The organism is Enterobacter pseudoroggenkampii, from assembly GCF_026420145.1.
GTDB classification, from domain to species: domain Bacteria; phylum Pseudomonadota; class Gammaproteobacteria; order Enterobacterales; family Enterobacteriaceae; genus Enterobacter; species Enterobacter pseudoroggenkampii.
Window position 1 is genome coordinate 1,153,694 of the sequence record NZ_JAPMLV010000001.1, and the last position, 21,048, is coordinate 1,174,741.

The 21,048-nt window shown below is 49.3% G+C and carries 19 protein-coding genes; 7 read left to right on the top strand and 12 right to left on the bottom strand.

Annotated elements, in window-relative coordinates; all coding sequences use genetic code 11:
• Position 1 precedes the first annotated feature (1 nt).
• The 8 genes from OTG14_RS05665 to OTG14_RS05695 form a co-directional block, all read right to left on the bottom strand.
• Positions 2–1,282 (bottom strand): site-specific integrase, encoded by a 1,281-nt coding sequence (locus OTG14_RS05665; protein WP_267214703.1) that lies wholly within the window; start codon positions 1,280–1,282, stop codon positions 2–4.
• Positions 1,282–1,497, bottom strand: a complete 216-nt coding sequence (gene xisR, locus OTG14_RS05670; protein ID WP_047647992.1) for an excisionase family protein — start codon at positions 1,495–1,497, stop codon at positions 1,282–1,284. The genes OTG14_RS05665 and xisR overlap by 1 nt, the downstream gene beginning before the upstream one ends.
• 64 nt (positions 1,498–1,561) lie before the next feature.
• On the bottom strand, positions 1,562–1,804 hold the full coding sequence (locus tag OTG14_RS05675; RefSeq protein ID WP_048979543.1) for a DUF4060 family protein: 243 nt from the start codon (positions 1,802–1,804) through the stop codon (positions 1,562–1,564).
• A gap of 38 nt (positions 1,805–1,842) precedes the next feature.
• A complete protein-coding gene (locus OTG14_RS05680) occupies positions 1,843–2,928 on the bottom strand; it encodes a RecT family recombinase (RefSeq protein WP_047647991.1) in 1,086 nt (361 codons plus the stop codon).
• A 9-nt stretch (positions 2,929–2,937) separates the two neighbouring features.
• Positions 2,938–5,064 (bottom strand): exonuclease family protein, encoded by a 2,127-nt coding sequence (locus OTG14_RS05685; protein ID WP_425340235.1) that lies wholly within the window; start codon positions 5,062–5,064, stop codon positions 2,938–2,940.
• Complete coding sequence (locus OTG14_RS23780) at positions 5,027–5,425, bottom strand: RecE family exodeoxyribonuclease (RefSeq protein WP_425340236.1); 399 nt, start codon at positions 5,423–5,425, stop codon at positions 5,027–5,029. Before OTG14_RS23780 ends, OTG14_RS05685 begins: the two co-directional genes overlap by 38 nt.
• 176 nt (positions 5,426–5,601) lie before the next feature.
• Positions 5,602–5,784: a DUF1482 family protein gene (locus tag OTG14_RS05690; protein WP_125913603.1), complete on the bottom strand. Its 183-nt coding sequence runs from the start codon at positions 5,782–5,784 to the stop codon at positions 5,602–5,604.
• On the bottom strand, positions 5,781–5,903 hold the full coding sequence (locus OTG14_RS05695; RefSeq protein WP_258321457.1) for a hypothetical protein: 123 nt from the start codon (positions 5,901–5,903) through the stop codon (positions 5,781–5,783). The genes OTG14_RS05690 and OTG14_RS05695 overlap by 4 nt, the downstream gene beginning before the upstream one ends.
• Positions 5,904–5,993: 90 nt before the next feature.
• Here OTG14_RS05695 and OTG14_RS05700 point away from each other — a divergent pair, with 90 nt between their 5' ends.
• The gene (locus OTG14_RS05700) at positions 5,994–6,185 is read left to right on the top strand and encodes a hypothetical protein (protein WP_059311999.1); all 192 of its coding nucleotides are present in this window, start codon (positions 5,994–5,996) and stop codon (positions 6,183–6,185) included.
• A 502-nt stretch (positions 6,186–6,687) separates the two neighbouring features.
• On the opposite strand, the gene OTG14_RS05705 is transcribed toward OTG14_RS05700, so the two are convergent.
• Positions 6,688–7,080, bottom strand: coding sequence for a helix-turn-helix domain-containing protein (locus OTG14_RS05705; protein ID WP_059311998.1), 393 nt, complete (start codon positions 7,078–7,080; stop codon positions 6,688–6,690).
• Between the two features lie 99 nt (positions 7,081–7,179).
• Between OTG14_RS05705 and OTG14_RS05710 the strand changes: the two genes are divergently transcribed.
• From OTG14_RS05710 to OTG14_RS05730, 5 genes are all read left to right on the top strand, one after another.
• A complete protein-coding gene (locus tag OTG14_RS05710; protein WP_072250700.1) occupies positions 7,180–7,407 on the top strand; it encodes a transcriptional regulator in 228 nt (75 codons plus the stop codon).
• A 2-nt stretch (positions 7,408–7,409) separates the two neighbouring features.
• Entirely contained in the window at positions 7,410–7,961 is a 552-nt protein-coding gene (locus OTG14_RS05715) for a toxin YdaT family protein (RefSeq protein ID WP_267214704.1), read from the top strand.
• Between the two features lie 84 nt (positions 7,962–8,045).
• Complete coding sequence (locus OTG14_RS05720; protein WP_267214705.1) at positions 8,046–8,963, top strand: replication protein; 918 nt, start codon at positions 8,046–8,048, stop codon at positions 8,961–8,963.
• A complete protein-coding gene (locus OTG14_RS05725) occupies positions 8,960–9,646 on the top strand; it encodes a replication protein P (RefSeq protein WP_101744521.1) in 687 nt (228 codons plus the stop codon). The genes OTG14_RS05720 and OTG14_RS05725 overlap by 4 nt, the downstream gene beginning before the upstream one ends.
• A gap of 119 nt (positions 9,647–9,765) precedes the next feature.
• Positions 9,766–9,984: a hypothetical protein gene (locus tag OTG14_RS05730; protein ID WP_267214706.1), complete on the top strand. Its 219-nt coding sequence runs from the start codon at positions 9,766–9,768 to the stop codon at positions 9,982–9,984.
• Positions 9,985–10,310: 326 nt separating this feature from the next.
• On the opposite strand, the gene lpxP is transcribed toward OTG14_RS05730, so the two are convergent.
• Both lpxP and OTG14_RS23785 read right to left on the bottom strand, forming a co-directional pair.
• Positions 10,311–11,219, bottom strand: coding sequence for a kdo(2)-lipid IV(A) palmitoleoyltransferase (lpxP, locus tag OTG14_RS05735; RefSeq protein ID WP_047647981.1), 909 nt, complete (start codon positions 11,217–11,219; stop codon positions 10,311–10,313).
• 539 nt (positions 11,220–11,758) lie between these two features.
• Complete coding sequence (locus OTG14_RS23785; protein WP_213730113.1) at positions 11,759–11,935, bottom strand: YnfU family zinc-binding protein; 177 nt, start codon at positions 11,933–11,935, stop codon at positions 11,759–11,761.
• A 152-nt stretch (positions 11,936–12,087) separates the two neighbouring features.
• Here OTG14_RS23785 and OTG14_RS05740 point away from each other — a divergent pair, with 152 nt between their 5' ends.
• A complete protein-coding gene (locus OTG14_RS05740) occupies positions 12,088–12,321 on the top strand; it encodes a hypothetical protein (RefSeq protein WP_048979563.1) in 234 nt (77 codons plus the stop codon).
• 17 nt (positions 12,322–12,338) lie between these two features.
• On the opposite strand, the gene OTG14_RS05745 is transcribed toward OTG14_RS05740, so the two are convergent.
• Positions 12,339–20,921, bottom strand: coding sequence for a glycoside hydrolase family 94 protein (locus tag OTG14_RS05745; RefSeq protein WP_267214707.1), 8,583 nt, complete (start codon positions 20,919–20,921; stop codon positions 12,339–12,341).
• Positions 20,922–21,048: the final 127 nt, after the last annotated feature.

Genomic DNA, 21,048 nt, shown 5'->3' on the forward strand with positions numbered 1-21,048 from the left:
ACTACTTTGTTTTTACCTTCAGGGGCACTATAGGGGCATTTGCATATCCGCCAAAGCGCTGATTCAAAAATGATACCTGATCGCTATCGAGAGCATTTATCCACGCAGAGTATACATGGAAGACCATCTCTGCATTCTCATGACCCATCTGATTCGCTATAAAAGCAGGATTAGCACCTGCCGACAACATCCAGCATGCGTATGTATGACGCAGCTGATAGGGGCGTCTGCGGCGAATTCCCGATCGTCTTACTGTAATATCCCATAGTGACACAATTGAGCTGACTGAATAGTACGCAGCTTGCTTGCCTTTCTGAGGTCGAGGCATAAACACAAAGTGCAGTTTCTGCGTTTCCGTTTTACCGAACTCCCGGTGGTGAAAAGTGATTGGTACCTTAGGGGCACTCCCGGTGAGTTCCTTTTGAGCTCGCAAAGCTTCCAGAGCCGGCTCCAGTAACTTTATCGTCCGGTATCCAGCTTCGGTTTTGGGTGGTCCAAATAAGCCTTCCTGAGTTAGATTGCGCGCAATGTTAGCTTCACCAGAATTAAGATCGATATCCTCCCAGGCAAGAGCGCAAAGCTCCCCGGGCCGAACGCCGGTATAAGCGAAAAATTGCCACATGTTTTTCTGCTGAGCCGGAGCCGTCTCTTTCAACTGCTCAAACTCATGTCTAAGAAGCGGATCTGGTTTTGTTTGCCCTTTGCGAAGCCTTTTTATCCCGACATATGGTTGATATGAAATGACTTTATTTTTAACCGCATAGTCGAGGATTTGTCGCAGGATGGCCAGATAATAATCTACTGTTCTAACGGCGCGGCCGGTTTTATTTCTCCTCTTTTCGGGAGCATAGTTAGTCTCGCCAGTCAGTAATTCCTTTCTCCAGCCCAGAATGTCGCTGTTGGTGATGGATGCAACCGGCGTTTCAGGGCCGATTAGTTTTGTTAACGTTCTTACAGCTATCCCATAGCTTCTTGTGGCATTGGGGGAGAGATCGATTTTATGGTTTTCATACCAGGTTGATGCAAGTTCGGCGAACGTCGTAATATTTTTAGATGCATAAAACTTTGCTGCTACCTTTGACTCCGGAAACACGCCCCGGTAGTCAAAAGTGCCCAGCTGAATCTCGCTTACAATTTTGGCCCTTAGATTCCCGGCTTTTTTGAGATTCGAAGCATTCACGATCCATCCTTTCAATGTTTCTCGACATCTAACGCCCTGAAACTTGAAACTTATTCGTATCTTATTGTTGTGGATCTCAACACCCGTTGGCATTGCAGCCATTATGCCTCCTTCACAAACCTGTTAATGTTTGGGATGTTGTACCAGACAAGTCCTCGCTCTTCGGAGCTGCTTCCATCCAATGGGATTCTCTTAAAATGAACACCTTCTACCCATGAGGTTTGGCGATAGCTTTTAATCTGACGATCTGTAAGGCCTGTCTTCTCTTTTAGTTTTGAAGCAACGCCCCATTCTGAATCGTAAATTACCTGCGACATGGTTCACCTCAGGTAACCGGCATGAGTATAGATATGCCGGTCTTTAGTCGTTGATATTTCAGTTTCAGTTTGCCTGGCCGGGCAGGGAACGCAGTCGGCGCATGCCGGTCATTGCTGTGGCCACGTAGCTTGCCTTGCAGTTGACCACTTCAACCCAGACCTTCACGCCTTCCACTTTCACCGTATAGGTCTCTTTCATCTTGCTGCGCCCATAGTCACCATATCTTTGCTGGTGGGCTGCGAGTGCGATTTCACATGCCTGGCGAGCTAAAGGGGATTGCTTACTGCCTCGATTAATCAGTCGCATTTCTTCTCCTTGAGGGAGGGTTTCCCCTCCCGATCTCGTTAGTCCACGTATTCCGGTTTCATATCCGCCAGGGTGATGCTGAACTGACCATGCAATTCGTCGCCCAGATGGCGTTTAGACGATGCAAGAACGCGCTCTACTTCTGCGAACCGCGCAGCTGCATCGGGCTCATCTGAAGGTGGCAAGGAATTGATGGCTGCTTCGACTTTGTTCCGGGCATCAACAAGGTAATAACGCTTCACGGCCTTGTTTTTCAGCTCAGTGAATAGGGCAGAACCCAGCGTTGCTTTCACGGTTTCAATATCTGCTCGCAGAGCTTTAGCGCTATCCACATCCTGAGCCGCCTCGATGCGGTCACGGAAATCATCAGCAAGTGCATCGATGTTTTGAGCTGATTCCTGAGCCGTTTGAGTAGTAGTTACGTTGTCACCTGAAATGTCTGCAAGGCTAACGTGCTGCGCCGGTGCCGGGTTTACCTCTCGTTCTTCACGACGATCATCGAGTTCATCAGGGGTATAAACGCCCAGAATCACATCCGGGCAGAACAGTCTCGCCCAACGTTTGACGGCCAGGTACGCCAGCTGCTGGCGAGGGTCGTCAGCCCAAAGGGTAGAGTTTCGGGTACGGGCCTGAGCCAGCAGCAAATCGAGTTCTCTTGGCTGATCTTCGCCTTTAAGCGTTGCGCGGATAATGATGCCGATCCCGGCTTCGTCAGCCAGGGTCCAGCCCGGGACGCGGTACTCGCCTTTGTCTCCTTTACGGATATGGAATTTCCCAACGACCTTTTCCCATGGCCCGTACCACTCATATTCAAAACGACTTGCCAGCACGCCGCTGCGCGAAATCACGGCATTAACCAGCTGCGCTTCATACCCGAGTACACCATTAATCAGGTGCGTTTTTTGGGCCACGGCAAAGGGATTCATCTGCCACTGTGCCGCTTGCATCGCTACAGCCATGCAATCGGCCTGATTGCCCTGCAGGTGCTTAGGTACAGTAGCGGTGCCCTGGGCCATAATCTGCGCGAACGTGCTGATGGCGTTCAGATACTGGGAATCGAACAAAGCCACGTTGGAGTTAATAACGGTGTTCTGGTCAGCAACGGTAACGTTTGTGTTATGCATATATCCCCCTTAAGCCTGAGCGCGCAGCGCTTCGAGGCGGCGCAGGTCGAAGTCGTTCAGTTCATCGGTGTAATCGGTAGTGATCGGCGCTGGCCATTCGCCCGTGTCGAATCCGGTTGCGATGGCGCGCATCGTTTTGCGGTACTCGAGCATGCCCAGTTCCAGCAGTTCGGTTGACGCCTCGATGATGGCGATCCAGTGGTAGTTCTCGTCTTTGTTGACGAAAATCCAGAAGAACTGGTCCAGCGCCGCGGTCTCGCAATACATAGCCGCACTGAGGTGGTAGTCCCGGTCAATGATTTCCCGATGCAGCCTGGCGCGCATACTTTCTTGCTTCACATTCCACATGCTGATGGTTTTCAGGTCAGCGCCGATGCGCACGCCGTCCAGTTCAATCTCGAGGTCAGGGCGTACACGCACTTCTAATCCGGTTTCGTCGTCGAAACCGAAATAGCTCACTTCAACGGCGCGGCTTGGATGTGTCAGCAGCATGCCCGCGGTCGGGTGCGCCAGTAGTGCGGACTGAATTGCCCGCGCTGTGGCCAGTTGCTGGCGGGTAACCAGAATCTTTTCGCCAGGGTTGTCGCGCCAGGCATCCAACAGTTCGTCGGCGAATATGGCATCGGGCTTAACTAATTTAACTATCTGGATCATGTCTGCTTTGGTACCGGACACTTTCAGCGGTGTCGGTTTCTGCGCTTCTTGCGCCACCAGATCAGGATTGATGATCGCTAATTGCTCGAGTAGCGCATCACGGCTGCCGCTGGTTTTAACCGGCGACGGCAGAGTGGCGTTGTACTCTTTGATACATGCCTTCATTGCCGTTGCCGTTTGCTTCTGGCCTTCTTCAATACGCTGGTACTCAGCAGGGAGAGCCATATAGCTTTGAGCCGTTTCTTCCAGGCTGGCGCCAAGCGGCACTGGAGCGGGAAGGGACGCGTTATGTTCTTCAAGCAACGCTTTAATCTCGTCAGCGTTTAGCAGCGCCGGCAGGCTGGCGTTGTACGCGTAGATGAACTCGCGCAGAGTTGCGGTGGTGGTGAAAGCTCCCTCCGGGATCTCAGGTTCTACGCTGAACTCTGCTTCGAGATTTTCAGGCTGCAGTGCTAAAGCATGCACCAGGTTTCCCATGTCGAGCACTTTGGATGCTGTTCGCGGGATGGTTTTAGCCACATGGCGCGCGTTAAAGTACATCAGGCTGACGCGGGCATCTTTCACCTGGGTTGAGCTAATGCCGTTTGCTGCGTGATAAACATCATTCGGCAGACCTTCGTAGCGGCCAGGCTCGAAGTAAGCCGGGTATTCGATTACGGGTTCTGACTGCTGCTCTTCCGGCACTATGGAATCTGTCTGCGTATTAGCTGCATCAGTGCTTTCGCCCGGTGGTATCGAACCAACATCTTCGTCTTTCTCTGGCTTAGCCGTTTCCATCTGCACATCGCTGGTGGTCTCCGCTGTGTATTTCGTTTTTTCGACTTCATTTGAGGAGGTATTGACGGCCGGTTCGGTATTTCCATCCATCAGCCCATCGATGGAGAACACACCGCTACCGAGATTTTCAACCTGCGGTTGTGCAACTGGAGCTTCGGTCTCAACAGCCGGAGTAGACAGCGGCAGTAAATCCACAGCAGAGTTAAACTCAGCAGTCATGGTTTTATTCACAAACTCAAGATGAGCCGCTGGCGTGTGGTGGATGTTTTCCGGCGCTATGCGGATCAGATTGAAGATTGCCGCACGATTCACCGCCAGTACGCCGGGCTGATTACGCAGGATGGCGCTCCATGACTTCCATGGCTCTTCTTTCTTCCCCACGATTTCTTTGGCGCGACGTAAAACGCTTGATGGGATTTCAAAGTGATGGAAATCCATAGGCAGCAGGGCGCATGCGATCTCAAGATCGAGAGTGTCCAGAGTGTGGTGAGCGCCTTCGCCGCGATCCGTTACATAGCCGCCGTCTGCATTGGTACCTGAATCAGTACGCTGCACGTTGCTGATGCGGCTTCCGGCTGACCAGTCGCGAACGAGAATTCCGCGGTCAATATAATCAGTAGCCGCCCAGATTCTGGTGAAACGGAGAACCAAAGCGAGTTCGTGACGCTTAGACGGCAAAACGGACCGCTGGCGTGCGGTTTTCAAGCGGAACAATCTCGACGGTGGTTTCGACTTTAACGGTCGGTTCCGGTGCGGCAGTGTTGTCCACGGCTCCAGTTGACTCAGCACCAGCTTTTGGCAGCCAGGTGCGTCCATCGTCCTGCAGTTCGTAGCGTTTGCACCATGAGTAATCAACTGTGCTTTCTTCAGGCAGGTCGCCATAAACCGGAAAATCGGTGCGAACCGGCTTGCTATAATCCTTGCCCCGGCCGGTTTCAATGCCAGCATCTTCCAGCTCTACATCCAGCTGCAAATTGGCTCGTGCTTCTGATTTAGCCGTGAACCAGATAACGGCATCTTCTTTGCCGGATTTCTGCGTTGCCTTGATTAAATGAAAGAATTCCATATCGGGTCCTTAATTTTGATTGTAAGATACCCGCAGCTAGTGATTGCCGCTTTGGGTAGTGGTCATTGGTCAAAACTCGATTCCGGAAAGCTTTGGTCGGCTGACCGGGTACTTAACCCGCCTTGCGCGGGTTTTGTGCTTTTAAGGGCTGGTAACAGCCATTGGTCATAACTCGATTAAAATTTGAAAGCAGGCTGGTGGTCGTCAGCCGGTCTATATGGGTAACACTCTCCTTTAACGTGCTGCTCTTTGGCAGCTGCATCACAACCAGATTCGGTCTGATATACACCGAGCATGATGTCTGAGCACTCCCCGGTGAGGGCGCAGACGGTAACGATCAGGGCAAAGAACGAGCTCATGCTTTTAGCTCTGGATTGCCTTTTTGCGCCAGTAAGTAGCAAAGCTTGCGAATCCATACTTCCGCCGCACTGAGGCGGATAGCTTGTTGTCTTGAAGGTGTTCGTGCAAAGTCGATCATTTATCTTTCCTTTTAATTCTGACTGTCGTATCGCGGTCCTAACTTCAGTGCTATTGTGGTTATTCCCGCACTCTAATGAGGGAATTAACTGTGGAAAAAGAAGAGAAAGTCTTGTATTTAACTCGCTTAGCGGTTGATACATATAACTCTTACCGTTCTGCTCAAATCTCTTCTGGCCGGAATCTTTCTGACCCCCACGATCCGGTGGAAGAGATAGAAAAAATCTATGCAAAATTCGAAGTCTTTCTTGACCAGAAACTCTCAGAAGACGAATGGAAATAGGGTTATATGCTTCCCCAGCTAGACCTATTTCTCCAGAGTGAGCTGTTGCAATGTGCATAAAGCTCACTCTTTCTTATGACCGTGTCATCCACAATTTTTCCCCCTATATGCGCCTGTAACGCCGGCCAGCGGAACGTTTAAACCTGATGCGCGTTAATCTCTCCACCTCATCCGACTATTCGTATGCCGTCGGCGGCTACTTCGTGGGCGTCCTGCCTTGGTAGTTCGTAGTGCGTCTTAGTGAGTTAGATTAAACACAAAGTTTAAGTCGTAGTCAACAAAATGAGTAATTTTAGATAAACAAAATGTTTATGTGGTGCTTATGGAGAGTGAAATTTTGTCCTTTGGAGGAAAAAAATTCGACGAAATGGTGCGTGCCGGAAGTCCGCGGAATGGTCGCTTAGTACAAAAGATGTGCTAGTTATTAGAGGGGCATAAAAAAAGGCCACTTCATGGCCATTTCTTATGGTGGATCTTTACGATTCATTGCTGAAAGGATTACTCAATCATCCTGCGAACGAATCCGGCCTTTCATATACTTATCATATAGTTCGTCCAGCTCTTTCAGGCGAAGTGCGAAGATGCGAAGCATGTTCTGTTGCTCTTCTTCGGGAAGCTGACGGTAAAGTTCCAACAGCCGTTGTTCGTCCGGCTTCAGTCCATCTTTTTTGCCAACATCTTGGCCAAGCAGCCACTCAAGGCTCACCCCAAGCGCATCCGCCAGCTTAATCGCTGAACTTTTACCAATCGTCCCACGAACAAACCAGTTATTGACCGACTGAGCACTGACGCCGCATATACGGGCCATGTCTGATTTGGTCAACTTCTTGAGCTCAAGAACCTCGTTAAGCCGCTGAACTTGGGGGTGGTTAATCTGATGAGTTTTTTCTTTCATGGACGAATTCTAAACCAAATGTTTATTAGCTCAATATTCAAAATGTTGACACAAACATAAACAATATGTTTAATTGCGTTGTTGTTACAGGAGCTATTTATGAAAGCAATTGATAAAGCAATTACCAAAGCAGGAAATGCTACGCGCTTAGCCCAACTGCTAACCGTAAGCGCCATGACTGTTAGTCATTGGCGAAATCGATATCAGGGTGTCGTACCGGCAGATCGAGTTTTGCAAATTTATGGGGTTACCGGCGTAACTCCGCACGAGCTGCGCCCAGATCTCTACCCAAACCCAACAGACGGTTTACCTAAACAGGATCCTTAACTATGCAAACTGTTTCATTTCAACAGAGTAGCAGAGCTTCCTCTAATCCAATGATATTCCCGTGTCATCAAAGCGAATCGGCAGAGCAGGATCTTGATCATCGAGATATTTGTTCTGCAGTCAGGGCGTGGGCAGCGGCAGAAGGGCGCGTAGTTGTTGCGCTTCAAATCCAAGAAGCGGCGGAAGAACTTCAACTTGATGGCGTAGATTTTTCTGGCCAGGCCGATGTCTGGAACGTGAAGCTGTTCCGCTGGCTCGACAACAAAGAAGACTCCGCATCGTACCGAAAGAACGTTGAACTGCTGGTGCCAGCGATCATGTCCGTATTACCGCTTCGATACCGCGACCGTGTCGTAAAGAACGACTCCTTTGCACATCGCATGGCCAGATTAGAAAAAGAGGTAAGTGAGGCGAAGCAAGCTTTGATGCTCGATGCACCGAAGAGGGAAAAGCTTAAGGAGTTAGGCGAGGGGATTTTCGAAATGTTCAGAGTCGATCCGGATCTTACAGCGCCGCTGCTGGCGATGGTCACAACCATGCTGGGGGCGATATGAAGACTTCAGAAAAGGCGAAAGCCGGTCTGCGCGAACAGAACCGACTTTCAGGTGCAAAAACGGAGTGTAATTGCGGAGCTAAGTATGTCAAACACAGCTGAAATTATCAATTTCCCTCACAGAACCGAACAACCGGGAGGTCGTATGGCCGACCTGTCGAACGGGTATACCAAGGTTGCTAACGAGATCCAACAGCTCAAGCCTCGTCTGAGAATGTCAGGCCGGGAGTGGCAGTGTTTTGAGGCGGTGATCTGGCTTACCTACGGCTGGAACAAGAAACAAGACCGCGTTACGAACACGGTGATCGCTGAGCTTACAGGGCTGAGTGATTCGCATGTCTCTGATGCGCTCAAATCGCTCGCAGAACGCAAAATTATCTTCAGTCAGAAGCAGGGCGTGATGAAAATCGTCGGTGTAAATACTGACCTTTCTGCCTGGATTTTAGACAAACCGAAAACGGGAAAAACCTTCCCGAAATCGGGAAAAGTGTTACCGAAAACGGGAAAAACCTTCCCGGAAACGGTAGACACCCAAGACTATAACAAGAACAATATTAAAATATCCTCGTCTCGGAATTCTGACGAATCCCGAAACCAGAAAACTCAAAAATTTCTCTCACGTTATCCAGAAGCTGCCGCCGGGATATACACCCCGGCAGGTAAATCATGGGGATCCGCTGACGACCTCAAGGCCGCGCGCTGGATTTACGACAGGCTTCTCACCGTCAACGCATCGCTATCTGAACCCAACTGGGCTGAATGGGCAAACACCATCAGGCTGATGCGTGTCCAGGACAAGCGTACTCACTACGAAATCTGTGACCTGTTCCAGTGGGCCAACCGGGACGAATTCTGGAAAGACAACATCCTGAGCCCTTCAAGTCTGCGCAAGCAGTGGGATCTGCTCACCACGAAGCGGCTGCGTGTAACCGGAACGGCAAAGCCATACCGGGGCGGCATTGACCTGCATAACACCGACTGGATTGATGGGGTGCTGGAATGAAAAACCTAGCCGAGAGCATTCGCAATTTTGACCGGGAACAGGCTCGCCGCGTGGCGCACAACATGCCAGAGCAGTACACCGAGCGCGAACAAACGCAGCAGGTGGCGCAGATTATCAACGGGCTGTTCGTACAGCTGGCGGCCGCGTTCCCGGCAAGCCTGGTTAATCGCAGCCAGGAAGACGTGAACGAGATCCGCCGTCAGTGGGTGCTGGCCTTCAAAGAAAACGGGATCACCACAATGGAGCAGGTTGAAGCGGGCATGCGCATGGTGCGTCGTCAGGAGCGTCCATTCCTGCCTTCGCCAGGCCAGTTCATCAAGTGGTGCAGGGAAGGGCGCAGCGTGCTGGGGATCACCACCGCTGACGTAATGGCTGAATATTGGAAGTGGCGCAAGCTGGTATTCCGGTACCCGAGCAGCGAGCAGTATCCGTGGCCTAAGCCGGTTTATTATCACATCTGTCTGGAGCTGCGTCGCCGCGGAACCGATGGCCAGCTGTGTCACAAAGAACTCGAGCGCGAGGCCGGTGATCTTCTGGGTATGTGGGAAAAGCGGGTGCTAGCCGGGAAACCAATCCCGCCTGTTCGTCGTGCGTTGGCAGCACCAGTGGCTCTGAGGGGGCCAACGCCAGCTGAACTTCTGAAGGCTAAATACGCGCGCCTAAAAAATGAAGGGAGAGTTTAACTGTGCGAGCAAAGATTCTTCAGATTCGTACCATACAGCGAATGAGTAGAAGGCTTTGTTTCCACAACGTGTTATAAACAAGTTACAAGTCGCCTCCTCTGGCGACAAAGAGGCATGGCATGAAATTACGAATCACAAGAGCAATCGGCCTCAGCAAGTTCTCGCCACGTTGGGTTAAGGTTATCTGTTTACGGTTGACTAAAAACGATATTGAGCGCTCCCTCAACGCGCTTCTGGCCACAATTGATGAAACTGAACTCTCTTCGGAGAAAGTCAAAGCATTGAGGGAATGCGTTGACAGAATCAACCTGGCAAGGGGAAAGGGGATGCAAGCGTGAGCGCTACTGCTATTGAGCCGAAAGAGATTTTTTATACCACATGCTCATTGCTGAACACATAAAGCGTAGCTGAAGTGACTGATGCTGACTGAGTGATGCGCGGAGAAATAGTTGTCTAATAACTCAATCATATTAATCACTTTTCCCATGGTACCTTTTTTATCTTGAGGATTAGGCAGTACGAAATCCTAGCTTTGGCCGCTCTATTGGATCCTACACCTCTGAACTGCTAAGGACGGAATATGAACGGATGAAAGCTAGCATGAGGTGCGAGTGGTGTTGAGAAAGGTCCACTGGACAATCATTTGAATAATTCTGTGAAAAATTCATTTGTATAAAGAGTCTTCTCCTTCTGGGCGCGTTTTGAACCTTCGATGCATCCACAGGTATTGCTCAGGGGCGCGGAGGATTTCACGCTCGATGATTTTATTCATATAAGCAGCTGCAGCGATATTATCGTCCTCCGGATATCCTAACAATGGATTACTGATATACATATGATAACCTTTTTTATCGCTCCGTCGAATCATGCTAAGTGTGATCAAATTTGCTCCAGCGAGTTTTGAAAGTGCGTACGTTCCGTTCGTTGTGGCTGCTTTTTTTACCGAGAAAAAGGGTGCGAAAACGCTCCCCTTAGGCCCGTAATCCTGATCTGGTGCAAACCACACAGCTTCACCGGCCTTGAGTGCATGAACTAAGCGAGATAGATTACGTCGATCAATCATAGCTTTATTTGAACGCATACGTCCTTTTGTCTGAACCCATTCCATCAATGGATTGTTGTGCGGCCGATATGTTGCCATCATTGGATGGCATAACCCCATTACTCTTCCGCATAGTTCAAGCGACATGAAATGAATCCCGACAACCATTACCCCTCCGGTTGCGTTAGCCAAGTTTTCAATCCCTTCTACGTCAAACCACTTTTTGACTCTCGCATCGCTCCAGAACCAGGCCATGCCAGTTTCCATCAGTCCCAGCCCGAGAGAAACAAAGTTATTATTTATCATCTGGCTTCGGGCAATCGGAGTCATATCGGGAAAACAGAGTTCAATATTCCTAACCGCTATACTTTCTCTACGTTTTAAAAAGGGCCTGGAGATTTTTCCAAGACCGGAACCAAGAGTATATAAAACCGGATAAGGAAGTTGGACTATAACCCACAGAAGTGCCAAGCCTGCCCAGGAAAACCAGTGGCGGGGATGAAGTAATTTGTATGTAAAGAGCTGTGACATAAATTTCCCTAAGCTAATGAAGGTTGTAATGCACATGGATAATTTGAAGAATTTGTTTTTCAGCGGAACGTTTCATTTAGATAATTGAGTTTTTTTCTGAATTCAGGGGGACAGATTGCGTGTGGGAGTGGATGCTCACTAAATGGTTTAGTGAGGCGAAAAAATTCTTTTTCTATAAGACTCAATGGGTTATTAACGATATTCGAGGAATTGCCTTCTGGATTCATCCTCCCCGACATACTCAAAAGATAGAAGACGAATTGGGATTAAGTTATAAAACCAATAGCAATCATTTCGTTGAATAACTTCGCCTGGCTTGAAACATATCCCTGATGCTTCCCGAACAATTGCATATTTACCATTGCTAAATTTCACTCTGTGGATATAGAAATGTTGACCGATCTGTCCATGACAGCTGTTCGAAAGTATATCTCCTTCAATAAAAACAGATTTTTTATCTTTCATCATAATGCCCTCTACCACTATACTATAAAAGGAATGTTGGCATTTACAGATATCAGTTAAGTTGCAGGAACTGTTCAGCCGCCGATGCACCAGCATTCTGATGGCCTGAACAACAGTCCGCAGGCAGGACATTCCAGAACAGCATTTTTTCTTAGTTTACCTGCTTTCTGATTGGCTCTGTATGCGCATACCGGGCAAGCAACATGGACCGGTCTTTCTTTAAAATGTCTAAGTCCCTCTGTAAATGACATAAAATAACCTCTGAAAAATATAATATTTATTATACGCTTTAAAATATAAATTATCGGGTTAAATTATGAATATTTATTGCTGAATAAAATATGAGCTTTTAGAAAACAACAGTTTGATTTATGTTACAATATCCTTCCATGAGAAATTTATGATGAAATCAGAAGACACTCTTGACTGGTACCCAGCGCAGTTGCCGCCAGTAAAAATTATTTTAGGTGAAGCAGTGCTTGCTGTGGGTAAACAGGGAAGGCCGATTAATACACGGACCTTGCTCGAGTATCTTCAAGTCATGCAAGGTAAGCAAAAAAGACGTGATGATCAAGTTGCTATGCAGACTGCGATTGAAGTGCTTAGAGACAATCAGCGCATTAACGGTAGGCGTTAATGCGCTCTTAAGATCCCTTAGTTCTGAGTGATCTCTACTATGTGTCTTTGACCATCCTGCTTTAAAGGTATTCGGTCATCAGACAGTTCGATACCATCTAGTATAACCTGATACTCCCCGTTGCCACGTGTAATGGTAATCTCGTAATAACTTTCGTCATGTTGATATGTCAGAGAAAAAGACTCCCACTCTGCTGGTAACAGGGCATGTATGGTCAAGACATCACCGGAACGTTTTATGCCCATCAATTCTTCTGTAAGAAGACGATAGGCCCAACCCGCTGATCCGGTGTACCAACTCCAACCTGCACGTCCAGTATGTGGCGCGATGCTGTAAACATCTGCACTCATTACGTATGGTTCTGCTCTGTAAATCGCAACTTCTTCGTCAGTAGACGCGTGGTTTATTGGATTGATCAGTGACCAGAGTTGCCACGCACGCTCTGCATTTCCCATTCGGGCAAATGCCATCACGGCCCAGATAGCACCATGAGTATATTGCCCGCCATTTTCACGCACACCAGGCACATAACCCTGAATGTAACCGGGATTTGGTCCGTGTCCATCGAATGGAGGCGAAAGTAGCTTTATCAACCTGGATTCGGAGTTTACCAAATGCTTGTCCAGAGCCTGCATTGATTTACCGGCACGTCCACAGTCTGTCGCACCGGATAAAACGGACCAACTTTGAGCTATTGCATCAATCCGGCAGTCTTGAGAACTTTTGGATCCTAAAGGCGTTCCATCGTCAAAATATCCACGCCGAAACCATTCCCCGTCCCAGGCTGTCGCATTCAGATTTTTTTGCAAGTGTTCCGCCTCCGTGCGACACAGCGATGCTACAAGCTTATCTTGCTGACGCTCAGCGTGCGTCGCGAAACGCTTTAAAATATCGAACAGGAAGAACCCGAGCCAAACGCTTTCACCTTTTCCTTCGATGCCGACCCGGTTCATCCCATCGTTCCAGTCGCCAGCACCCATTAGCGGCAGACCATGTTGTCCAAAACGAAGCCCATGCTTAATGGCTTTAACGCAGTGTTGCCATAGCGTCTCTTCGGTGTGGCTGATTAGTGGTGTATCGTAAACGGACTCTTCTCCAGGCTGGAGCTGACGCCCTTCCAGATAAGGAATCATCTGCTCTAGTATTCCGATATCCCCAGAAGTGTCGACGTAGTGACAGACGGCGAGCGGGAGCCAGAGAAAATCATCTGAACATCGCGTGCGTACGCCGCTACCGTGAGGTGGATGCCACCAGTGCTGCACATCGCCTTCAATAAACTGTCTTGACGCACATAGTACTATTTGGTCGCGCAGGCGTTCCGGTGCAGCGTGGGTCAGTGCTAATGTATCCTGGAGTTGATCGCGAAAACCAAATGCGCCACCCGATTGATAATAGCCACTGCGCGCCATGAGACGACAGGCCATTGTCTGATATAGAAGCCAACCGTTAACTAGCTTATCAACTGAATGGTCTGGTGTTTTGACCACTATCTTATCCAGCATGCGGTGCCAGTGACGATGGACATTGTCCAACTCCTGTCGAACGATATTTTCATCCAAATAATGATCGAGTATAGTCTGAGCCCGGGCGGAGTTTTCCTCGCTGCCGAGTACAAAAATGAAGGTTTTCTGATCACCGTCAATTAGGGTGGTAACAGACTGAACTGCACCGCATGGATCCAAACCAGCGCCTGTATTTCCCGATAAACTGCGAAGCTTCATTGCGGCCGGTTTTTGCAAAGAGCCATTGCGGCCAATAAACTCTCGGCGATCACCTGTCAACGAACAATTAGGATCGTTGACAGCGAAAAATGCAATGCGTCCTTCGCCGTTAGCTCCGTAAAAGTTATTTGCTGTAACTCCACTACCACCCGGCACGACCACCGTATGTGTAACGATATGGGGAGCAGAACGCGAGCGTGATTCCCCAAGCGTCCACTCTACGTACCCTGTGACCGATAATTTGCGCGTGCGGCCCGAATTGTTACTAAGCGTCAGAAGTGCCAACTTAACAGGATCGTGTTCGCCAACCAGTATTGTCAACTCGCTATCTATACCACTATCGCGGTGCGCGAATACGCTGTAGCCAAAACCATGACGGGTTAAATAATCCCCGCGGCCACGAACAGGTAACGTCGTGGGTGACCATACCGTTCCGCTCTCTTCATCACGAATATAAAAAGCCTCACCGCTACGGTCGCTTACTGGATCGTTTTCCCAGGGGGTTAAACGATATTCATGAGCGTTCTCATACCAACTGTAAGCCTGTCCGGCTTCTGAAATGACGCTACCAAAACAGGAGTTTGCCAGCACATTTGACCAAGGGGCCGGCGTTGGAACATTTTCCTTCAGGATAATCTGATACTCCCGTCCATCCTCTGAAAACCCTCCATGCCCATTGAAGTTGAACAGATGTTCTATATGCGGCGTCCAGTCTTCCTGTCGATTGCTTCCCTCAGTGACAAAAGATACAAATGGCCTTTGCGGTTTAATTGGCGAGTGGAGCCGCTGATTAAGTTGTTCGTTTAGCCCGCCGGCGCGATCGTCAAGATACATACATGCAACGCTCATCAGCAATTGCTTATCTTCAGAAGACAAATGCTCCCCGTTACGGACAAAAATGCCGCCCGGTTTATCCAGCAGGCTGGCTTCTGAACCGGCATAGATTAAATCCATAATCAGTGTTTGAAGGGCCTGCTGATAGCCACCTGCGCTGTTATTGAGGATAACAAGATCCACTTCAAGCCCTTTTAGTCGCCAGTAACGATGAGCCTGAATCAGTGTAGTGATAGAGGTCATACTCTCATCGCTGGTCACGCTATGCAGTACAATCGGTAAATCACCTGAAATACCCCAGCCCCACAGTCCGGACTGACCGCGGCGGTTACGGCTTATGACTTGATCGTCGGCGCGTAATTCGTGACAGGGATAGAGCACAGCACTAGCGAGTCGGTTAAACAGCGTTGCGTCATCTTCGCTGGCATTTATCTGCCTTAGCACTACCAGACTGTGCGACCAAGCAAGCTCAAAAACACGCTCAGCGATTGGGTAATCACGGTATTTTTCCAATAATGCCTTGCTTTGCTGACGGCTCTCACTGATGCCATAAACGATATCAATCGTTATCGGAATGCCTGGCATGAGTCTCACAACTTGTCGGATCGCTAGGACAGGATCCAGCACGGCACCGGAAGTATTGCTGAGCGGCCCGTTAGCATAGATAGCAGCGGCATCAGCCGGACTTCTGCCCCTTCCAATAAACTTAGCTCGGTCTGTTTCAAACGAGGCTTCATTATGATCATTGCTATGCACCACCATCATGTGAAACAGAAATGGGCTCGTTTCATCTGGAGAACGCGGTCGTCGATGGCAAAGAATAGCTTCCCGACTGTGATCAATCTCAGTTTCGATGAACAAATTACTGAATGCCGGATGCGCTAAATCACTGGTTTCTGGAGCAATCACCACTTCAGCATACGTTGTTAGCTCGAGCGTTCGCGGTAGACGGCCATGGTGTACCAGGGTGACACGCCGCAGCTCTATATCATCCTCCGGGGAAACCACAACCTGTGTCCTAACGCTAAGGGCTCCGAAGGTACGCCTGAATTCTGCGCCTGCGTCGGTGAAGATTATCTCATCGCTGCTATTCGCATTTCCGCCCATGGGCTGCCAAGTATTGCTCCATACCTCATTCGTATGCGGATCGCGGATATAACAGAACGATCCCCAGTTATCACGGGTTGTATCGCTGCGCCAGCGGGTAACTGAAATCGAATTCCAGCGGCTGTATCCTCCACCACCTGGCGTCAGCATCAAGTGGTAATGCCCATTTGAGAGCAGCTGTATTTCTGGAGTGGGGCTGTCTACATGACTGAAAACTCTCGGTTCATATCGCACCGGTTTAACCCTTCCTTCATGGGATTCAAAATGACGGCGAGGGCTGTAAAGATCGACTGCATCCGGGACGCGTTCCTGCAATAGAAGATTCGCCGACATAAAGGTGGGGCTTGCCATAAATCGCTCGATCATCGGGGCATCAAGCAGGATATGCGCTAGCGCCTGGAATCCCATCCCTTGGTGGTGTGCCATCCAGGACTGTACAACCGCGTACAGTTGCCCGGTAGCAAGCCGTGATGGCGTGTAGTCCAGCGCTTCATAAAACCCGTATTCGCCATGTGCACCGCTCTGCTCCAGTCTAAGTAAGTTTTCGCAGGCCTTCTGGGGGTAAACGAGCAGAGCCAGTAGTGTTGCATACGGCGCGACTACCATATCGTCCGCAAGTCCTCGGCGAAGACCGAGTCCAGGTACCCCAAATGCCTGATACTGATAATTACGCTGGACATCAAATGCATAATAGCCGGACTCAGAAACGCCCCATGGTACGCCACGTTCCTTGCCCCAGTTAATCTGACGTGTCACCGCGGATTTGCCCATTTCATCAAGCAAACTGCCGCGCCAGTTTGGCATCACAAGATTCGGCATCAGGTATTCAAACATCGAGCCGCTCCATGACATTAACGAGGTCTCATTGTCGATATTGGTGAACAACCTTCCCAACGCATACCAGCTTTTCATCGGAAGCTGATTTGTCGCGATAGCGAGATAACTTGTCAGCCTGATTTCAGAGGGCAGAAGGTCATAGTGGCTTTTATCGGCGGTATTTGTGTCGCAGTTATATCCGACACTGAGCAGGCTGGTAGCTTCGCTGTAGAGAAAGGCAAAATCCATTCGCGCATGGTCATTTAACCTCTTTTCAAGTTCGCTGATGATATCCAGCCGCAAACGGGCGTGAGTAATAACTGATGCAGGAGGCGTTCCTTCTCCGGTATCGGTACTCTGCGCCAACCAGCTTAGTGTTGGCAATGTCTCGCTTGGGTATGTAGGGGGTAACCACGCGAGCAGATGTGACCATTCGTGGCATAATTCAACCAACTGATGCTCCAGATGCTCGGCCCAGCGCACCACAAGATCACCTTCCTGCTGACTCGCAGCGGTAAGATATTTGCACTGAGTACGCATTTTTTTAAGTTCGCTATAAAGAGCTCCCGAAGGAAGTTCCACTGAGCTGAAACACTGCTTTTGAAGCTCTTTAAGTGTATCCGGTGCCCCCGGCCCCCAGTGTTTTTCAAGAAGTAATAATGTATCGTTTAACCCTGCAAGTATTCTTTCGCCATTCAAAATCGGCTGGTTTCGCATGGCTAATAACCCTTCACGCAGAGTCAATAGATGTCCAGCCATATTACCGCTATCCACGCTTGATACGTAACGCGGACTGAGCGGCGCAAGTGTTCGAGTGTCATACCAGTTATATAAATGACCACGAAAATGTTCCATATTATCAAGAGAGTCGAGCGTGAGCGTTATGCGTTGTAAGACGCTGCCGCCTGGCAAATAGCCAAAATCCCAGGCAGTAAGGTTAGCCAGTAGTGATAACCCAATGTTGGTAGGGGATGTACGGTGCGCGATCGTCGGCTGCGGTATTTCCTGATAATTATCGGGGGGGAGCCAATTTTCTTTCGCTGTGGCGAAGGTCTCAAAAAAAGACCATATTTCTCGGCTTGTCTGTCTCAGCAGAAGTTTCTGCTTATGATCTGGCAAAAAGGGCTTACGAGCGGGTTGGCGGCTCAGCCAAGCCATAATAATGGGAGCTATGCACCACCCGAAGCTAATGGGCAATGCGATGAACAGCATCAGCGGATCAAACACCAATGCTAGTGATGTGAGACTCAGACCGCAGGCAACATTCAGCCACATTTCCCGATAAAAACCTAAAACAGAGACACTGGATTGGTAGTTATCTGGGTTATAGCTTACCCATTGGTTGAGGTTACGCTGGCTTACACCAAGTCGCCAAAGCGTAACTCCAATAGCGTATAATGAGTAACCGGCCTCGTGGGGTAGTATCATAATCGTGAGACCGATACGTGAAATGCGCTTCAAGGCTCCAGCTGAGACCAGTTGCAGATGTTGTTTAAGGGGACGACGGTGCGGTTTATGAACGAGATCCCATGCTATGCTAAGCGCCGCAGGAAGAAACCATATTAGCGTAAGCACGCTAAACCAGTATAAAGGGTTGGGGAGCCAGAGCAGCGTGCTCAATACAAGCAGCATGATCGACGGCGCTACCAGGCTGCGTCGGAGATTATCCAATAATTTCCAACGAGAAAGAATGGACAATGGATTTTTTTCCCTGCTTCCGTCAGCTTTTCTGACCCGAACCCTTAACCAATTGAGCAGTTGCCAATCTCCGCGGATCCAGCGCGTACGACGTGCGACGTCTGAGATATAATTAGTTGGATATTGTTCGTAAAGTAAAACGTCGCTCAGCAGACCAGAGCGGGCGTAACATCCTTCGAGCAGGTCGTGACTGAGTACGAGATTTTCCGGACAGACGTTGGCAGTGGACTGGACAAAAATATCTACATCATAGATACCTTTGCCTACGAACGATCCCTCGCCAAAAAGATCCTGATATATATCTGAAGACATCATCGAATAGGGATTATTACCCGGGATGCTGCTGCGCATGGCGGCGTAGTGCCCCTGACCGTAAAGAGGCATTTCCTCTGCTAAGCCTGGCTGTAAAATTCCGTACCCTTTAACGACTCGTTGGAACGTTGGATCATATTCTGGTTTATTCAGCGGATGCGCCATTGTGGCCACCAGTTTATGGGCGGTATCGCGAGGAAGGAGCGTATCACTGTCAAGAGTGATGACGTATTTAATCCGTCCGGGCAAAGCCTGCGAGGGAAAGCCTGCAACGCTCGAAAACTGGGTTCCCGGTTGGCGTAACCAGCTGTTAAGAAGAGCTAGTTTGCCCCGCTTGCGTTCATATCCCATCCAGATTCTCTGCGAATCGTTCCACACCGGCTGGCGGTGCAGTAGATAAAATCGAGATCGGCCGCTAGGGTTGCGCCGATTAAGTCTCTGCGTCTCAGCAATCGCTTGCCTTAAAAGGACAGTGTTTTCCTCGGTATCCTCAGTTAATGAATCCGGAAAATCGGTAAGAAGTGCAAAGCAGAGATTTTCATCTTGATTGCCAAGGCTGCAGACTTCCAAACGAGAGAGAAGTTTGCTGAGGCTTTCATAGCTTGTCAGCATGCAAGGGATCGCAACCATTGTGGCATATTCAACTGGTATCCCACTTGAAAAGTCCATCCGCGGCAGAGGTCTGGGAATACGAAAGCGTGTCGTTGCTTCGCTAAGCATATCGCTGGCGAGTTGACTAATGGCAACAATAAGGGGGAGTGCTAGGGGGATGAGCAACCAGAATATACCCTGTAGTGCAGTTTCATACAATATGGTAGCCGTAGCGGCCGTGGTCAAGAGACTCAGGCTACCAAGCCATGACAGAAGGGGCGATTTATTCATACTCTGCCGCAGCCATTTCAATAGAGACCTTTCAACTGACAACAGTTGTTCGAGTTGTGGCCTTCCACCCCCAAGCAGAAAATAACCGATATGTCGGTGCTCAGGATCTAGACTCGGTTCGCAAGACATTGCCAACACGCGGTTTGCAACTTCCGGTTCACTCAAGCTCGCATCCCTGGCAAGCGTTTCAATCACATGGCGATAATGATCTCGGGTGTCGAAGTGCATGCGAGGATATATACCAGCTGGGTCAAGGCGTAAAGTTTGCTCGACTACGCTGATGGTCTCTGCAAAATCAGACCAGTTCGTTTCACTCAGCAGACGTAAACCCGAAATACTGTTACTGACGGAAAGCTGGCTGGCGGCAAGCTGCTGATTGAAGCGATGAATCAGGATCTCAGTTGTAACACCTTGCTCTGCAAGACGTTGTTCAATCCAATTCAGAGGGAGTGCAAGAGCATTGCCATGTCCCTGCAGACGACGAACCATTTCAGAGACAAAGGCACTGCTCAGTGGAGGATGATTACGCGCCATATCGGCAACAATCAAAATTAGGTCGGCGGGAGCATTCTCTGCACAATCAAAAATCCGCATTATCCACATATCTGCAAGATTTCGCTCCTGCTGGGCCTGGGTCACTTCGTTGCTCACACGACGCAGGTTTTCTATCAGCGCTAGACGCAGCATTCCTGGCAAAGCCCATATCTCCCCCAACGTCAGAGGTGTCACCTCTTGATAGGCGGAAATATAACTGGTAAGGCTGCTGCTGTCCCAGCGTCCGTCGCCATGCGCTATGGCCTCTGAGGCTAAGTCATAAATTCTGGGACATCTATGTGGATAGGCTAGTACCGGAAGACCCTTACCAAAGCTTTTCGGTAAGTGCTGGCGTACCATGCGAATCTGCTCTTCAATCAGGTAATAGTTGTCCAGCAGCCACTCACCTGCGGGCATGATACTCGTTTTTTTTCCTGCATTGAGTAGATAGCAACATCGCGTAATTATCGTTTCATTGTCAGTTAGTCGTTTAAGAAGGTAGTACGGGAGTATTTCCGGAGACAATTTGTGCGTACGAGCCAGTTTTCTTCCAAAGCGTTCCAACTGAGGGGTAGAAAACAGTTCCGAACGTAAATAGTTTTCTCCTCCCGAATCGTTGGCTGGGGCTGATATGTGTGCGCTGCCTTCGGGCAGAATACGAGAACGCTTAAACCACGCAATAGGTTTCATTTTCATTGGGTTGCTCTTTTGCTACGTTAACGCGCAGGAGCAGATGCGAAATCAGTTCAGAAACGTTCTCTCAGGATGGGCGTAAGGCATCGGGGATTTGACAACTGCTGATATTATATTAAGTGTAGAACAT

What these genes read in the sequence shown, in the direction of transcription:
- OTG14_RS05665 (WP_267214703.1), bottom strand. Translation starts at nt 1,282, where the DNA reads ATGGCTGCAATGCCAACGGGTGTTGAGATCCACAACAATAAGATACGA.
- xisR (WP_047647992.1), bottom strand. Translation starts at nt 1,497, where the DNA reads ATGTCGCAGGTAATTTACGATTCAGAATGGGGCGTTGCTTCAAAACTA.
- OTG14_RS05675 (WP_048979543.1), bottom strand. Translation starts at nt 1,804, where the DNA reads ATGCGACTGATTAATCGAGGCAGTAAGCAATCCCCTTTAGCTCGCCAG.
- OTG14_RS05680 (WP_047647991.1), bottom strand. Translation starts at nt 2,928, where the DNA reads ATGCATAACACAAACGTTACCGTTGCTGACCAGAACACCGTTATTAAC.
- OTG14_RS23780 (WP_425340236.1), bottom strand. Translation starts at nt 5,425, where the DNA reads ATGGAATTCTTTCATTTAATCAAGGCAACGCAGAAATCCGGCAAAGAA.
- OTG14_RS05690 (WP_125913603.1), bottom strand. Translation starts at nt 5,784, where the DNA reads ATGAGCTCGTTCTTTGCCCTGATCGTTACCGTCTGCGCCCTCACCGGG.
- OTG14_RS05695 (WP_258321457.1), bottom strand. Translation starts at nt 5,903, where the DNA reads ATGATCGACTTTGCACGAACACCTTCAAGACAACAAGCTATCCGCCTC.
- OTG14_RS05705 (WP_059311998.1), bottom strand. Translation starts at nt 7,080, where the DNA reads ATGAAAGAAAAAACTCATCAGATTAACCACCCCCAAGTTCAGCGGCTT.
- OTG14_RS05710 (WP_072250700.1), top strand. Translation starts at nt 7,180, where the DNA reads ATGAAAGCAATTGATAAAGCAATTACCAAAGCAGGAAATGCTACGCGC.
- OTG14_RS05715 (WP_267214704.1), top strand. Translation starts at nt 7,410, where the DNA reads ATGCAAACTGTTTCATTTCAACAGAGTAGCAGAGCTTCCTCTAATCCA.
- OTG14_RS05720 (WP_267214705.1), top strand. Translation starts at nt 8,046, where the DNA reads ATGTCAAACACAGCTGAAATTATCAATTTCCCTCACAGAACCGAACAA.
- OTG14_RS05725 (WP_101744521.1), top strand. Translation starts at nt 8,960, where the DNA reads ATGAAAAACCTAGCCGAGAGCATTCGCAATTTTGACCGGGAACAGGCT.
- OTG14_RS05730 (WP_267214706.1), top strand. Translation starts at nt 9,766, where the DNA reads ATGAAATTACGAATCACAAGAGCAATCGGCCTCAGCAAGTTCTCGCCA.
- lpxP (WP_047647981.1), bottom strand. Translation starts at nt 11,219, where the DNA reads ATGTCACAGCTCTTTACATACAAATTACTTCATCCCCGCCACTGGTTT.
- OTG14_RS23785 (WP_213730113.1), bottom strand. Translation starts at nt 11,935, where the DNA reads ATGTCATTTACAGAGGGACTTAGACATTTTAAAGAAAGACCGGTCCAT.
- OTG14_RS05740 (WP_048979563.1), top strand. Translation starts at nt 12,088, where the DNA reads ATGAAATCAGAAGACACTCTTGACTGGTACCCAGCGCAGTTGCCGCCA.
- OTG14_RS05745 (WP_267214707.1), bottom strand. Translation starts at nt 20,921, where the DNA reads ATGAAAATGAAACCTATTGCGTGGTTTAAGCGTTCTCGTATTCTGCCC.